Origin of the sequence: Streptomyces sp. NPDC017993 (assembly GCF_044328065.1) — a bacterium.
Classification (GTDB): Bacteria; Actinomycetota; Actinomycetes; order Streptomycetales; family Streptomycetaceae; genus Streptomyces.
Genome location: NZ_JBIRGO010000062.1, coordinates 1 through 3,654 on the forward strand (window position 1 = coordinate 1; position 3,654 = coordinate 3,654).

General features: G+C 65.8%; 3 protein-coding genes. All 3 read right to left on the reverse strand.

Annotated elements, in window-relative coordinates; genetic code table 11:
* Positions 1 to 171 precede the first annotated feature (171 nt).
* A complete protein-coding gene (locus tag ACH4FH_RS38865) occupies positions 172 to 1,017 on the reverse strand; it encodes a class I SAM-dependent methyltransferase (RefSeq protein ID WP_398560701.1) in 846 nt (281 codons plus the stop codon).
* A 208-nt stretch (positions 1,018 to 1,225) separates the two neighbouring features.
* Positions 1,226 to 2,056 carry a hypothetical protein gene (locus tag ACH4FH_RS38870; protein WP_398560702.1) on the reverse strand — a complete coding sequence of 277 codons (831 nt, stop codon included), beginning with the start codon at positions 2,054 to 2,056 and terminating at the stop codon, positions 1,226 to 1,228.
* The gene (locus tag ACH4FH_RS38875) at positions 2,053 to 2,673 is read right to left on the reverse strand and encodes an ATP-binding cassette domain-containing protein (protein WP_398560703.1); all 621 of its coding nucleotides are present in this window, start codon (positions 2,671 to 2,673) and stop codon (positions 2,053 to 2,055) included. Before ACH4FH_RS38875 ends, ACH4FH_RS38870 begins: the two co-directional genes overlap by 4 nt.
* Between the last annotated feature and the right edge of the window lie 981 nt (positions 2,674 to 3,654).

Consider the following 3,654-nt stretch of genomic DNA (forward strand, 5'->3'; position numbering starts at 1 on the left):
ATCCCATTCCGCATGTGTCAGATCCCCACGGCCCATACCGCCAGCCTGGCCCCAACTCCCCACTCATGTCAGGAGATCCGAGAAACAGTGCCTAGTCCAGGTGCTGCCGCAGCACCTGGATAAGCACCTGCACTTTCCATACCTTGCAGGTCCATGAGGCGGCCGTTGGGCTCACGGCTTGGTGGCGACACAGATGGTGTAGCGCCAGGTGCTCTGGTGCCGGTACATCTCAACCGCAGCCATCGCGTTGACCATGCTGTCGCCGCGGCCCACGCCGCGCGCAATCGCATAGGGCAGCCGACCGAGCACTGAGAAGGCCCACAGCATCGGCAGGATCTTCGTCGTCGCGTCGTAAGTCGGCTCGACGGTGAAACCGGTCTGCTGAAGAAGCCGCTCCAGTTCTCCATGGGTCATCGTGAGCAGCCCGGGCATGGCGGAGAGCTCACAGACTCGGTGCAGCGCGGTCCGCGCCCGCGGCGACAGCTGGGCCTGCGGGGTGCTCGAATACTCGAGCATCACCAGCTTCCCGCCAGGACGCAGGACGCGGAAGAACTCGGCGAGCCCCTGCCGGGGGTTGGGCGAGTGGACGAAGGACTCCATCGTGTAGAGGCCGTCGAAGGAGGCGTTGGCAAACGGGAGCGCGTGGTAGTTGGCCCGGAGGAAACGTGTGCGCCTGCCCGGCTCACCTGCGCGGGCGGACCGCTGCCGTGCGATGGCGATGTCCGACTCGATCCCGTCGATCCCGGTGACGTACCCACCGCTCGACCTTGCGACCGTGCGCGCCGTTTCACCGACCCCACATCCGGCATCGAGCACCGAAGACGTCGGCGGCAAGGCCAGCTTGCGGGCCGCAATGACCTCCATGCGCCGCATGGCCGCTGCGAATCTCAAGGGAGAATCGCCAGGTTCGTACCAGCCGAAATGGCGCGTCCGGCCGAGCAACGCCAAATACCCAAAGCGTGATTCAAACGTCCGGTAGTACGGCATCACATGCTGCCGGTAGTGAGCATCGGTCAATGGTGACCTCCAGTCCCTTCGCCTCTCCTGAGGCTTCCACGGATCCCAACGACCGCCGTTGCGGCGAGTGACGCTCGGTAGGTCGGCGGCGGCCCGATCCGCCTTGCCAAGCGAGGAACCCGCGCCGACGCGAGCGGTGACGCGCTCGAGGACCTGTCGGCCCGTCCGCGACCGCCCGCGAAACGTACGGGCACGGGCGCTACGTCGATCAGGCCACGTCCTGCGTGGGCGTTTCGCCAGCCCGCAGACGCAGGTCGGCCGGTGACGAAACCGTGACGGGCTGGCCGTAGTGCCGGGTGCGGAGGCAGAAGATGAGCAGAGCCAGAAGGCTGGTGCTGACGAACCAGGGCAGAGCCAGGGCCGCGCACCTGAAGGAGGCCGCGTGGGTGAACGAGGCGGCCAAGCCCCCCTGCACGGGCCCGTACAGCGGCAAGGCGCTCAGCCAGGACTGGTCTCTGGCCGGGTTGGAGACCGGGCTCTGCATGCCGACATCGATCAGCGTGGCCATCACCACGACGAAGAACCCTTCCAGCTCATTGCGCAGCAGGTAGCCGACCATGATGCCCAGTCCTCCATAGGCCAGGACCGCCGTCGCCAGGGCGGCGGCGACTGCCCCCGGCTGGATCAGCGGCCAGGACAACCACAGCAGGCCGAGGGTGTAGCAGGTGAGCAGCGCCGTGATGACGAGGAGGGCAACAACCTTCGCGGCCAGCAACTGCAGCCGCGGATAGCCGGCCAGCACCAGGCGCAGGTCCATGTCCCGAGCGCTGAAGGTGGCCATGAACATCATGAAACCGGCGATCACCGTGACGGCATGCAGGGCGCTGGAGACCTGAATGGTGCGGTTCATCGACGCGACCACATCGATGCCGAGGGCGCTGATGCTGAACGTGATGTCCTTGTTCAGAGCGGTGACCCGGACCAGATAAATCCAGGTCGGGATGAAGAAGGCAATCATGCCCATCGCAAGGCGGTTGCGCAGGTGACCGGTCAGCGTGAAGCCGAGAGCCACCGTGAACGCCGTCCACTGGTGCTTCATCGCGAGGCTCCGTCCACGTGCAGGCAGCCGTCGCGCAGGTGATGGACGGTGTCGAAGTGCTGCAGGTCGTGCAGCAGGTGGGAGACCACCACCACCGAGCGGCCTCGGCCGCGCAACCGGCCTGCCAGCTGCCAAAATCGCTGGTGCGTGTCCCAGTCGAAGCCCTGGTAGGGCTCATCGAGCACCAGCAGCGGCGGATCGTGCATCAGCGCTAAGGTCAAGTTGAGCTTCTGCCGGGTGCCGCCACTGAGCTCTCCCGCCCGGGTGCGCCGCTCGGCGCTGAAACCGAGCAGGTCCACCAGCTCCCAGGCATGGTCCAACCGCGGCAACCGGTAGGCGACCTGGAACAGCCGCAAATGCTGGGTGACTGTGAGCGTGTCATTGACCACCGCCTGCTGCGGGCAGTATCCCAGCGCGCTGAAACGCTGCACGGTGCCGCAATCCGGCACGAGCTGTCCCACCGCGATACGCAGAAGCGTGCTCTTGCCCGAGCCGTTCTCACCCACCACTCCCGCGAGCATGCCGGCCGACACACTCAGATCGGCGCCGCGCAGCACCGCTCGCCTGCCGTACGCCTTGTGCACGGCCCTGATGTGTAGCCGCGTATCTCGTGCCATGTCGTTCTGTCCCTCGCTGCCCACCGAACATCAACATCCGCACAGACCAACGGGAGCAGGCAGAGTGAAGACACGCTTGATCGGCTCCTGCGCGGGCACAGGGGCCGTTCCGGTAGCGGGCGGTCGTGCATGCTGCGCTACGGCTGGCCGCGGTGGTGTCCACCGACGGCTCGTAACTGCTGACTGTTCGCAATCCTGGCCGCAAACCTCGTGGTGACTGCCTCGTTCACCTGTCGTGACGATTATCATCGTGGGACCCAGCCGAACGAGACTGGCGCGTCAGCTGAGTCTGTACTTCTCTCCTCCTGTCATGCCGGTGGTTGCCGGCAGCGCAGTGAGCTGGCATATCACCTGGCCCCACTACGAGGGTCTTTTGTGGGGGCTGTGTGGCAGCAGTTCCTGGGTGCTGCTGTGTGCGGCCCTGGCCTTTGTCGGCGCACGCCTGGGGTGGTGGCCCACTCCCGCTCCTTCTCAGCGCAGGCCCCGGCTGATGCTGCTGGCTGCGAGCACCGTTGCTGCCGGAGTCGTGTGGCTGATCTGCGGGCACCTGGGGGCACCAGCTCCACTGCTGGCGATGGGGAGCACGGCCCCACTGCTGGCTGCCCTCCTGCTTGCATTAACCTGGGCCAGCAATATCTCCCTGCACACCAGCGCGGCAGCCGCCAGCGTCACCCTCCTCACCCTGCAACTGGGCCCAGGCGCGGCCCTGCTATACCTCCTCGTTGCAGCTATCGGCTGGTCCCGTTTGCATCTGCACGTCCATACACTTGACCAAGTCCTCATGGGCGCCGCGGTGGGAGCAACGGCATGCGTCGCTATGAGGTGGTTCGGCCGCTGAGCGGGGCTGGCTCCGCACGCTCATCGACAACGGCACCTTCGACACCTACTAGGCAGTGTTTCTCGGATCTCCGGACATGGGTGAGGTGTTGGGGTCAGGCTGGTTCCATGGGTCGTGGGGATTTAACGAATGCGGAGTGGCAT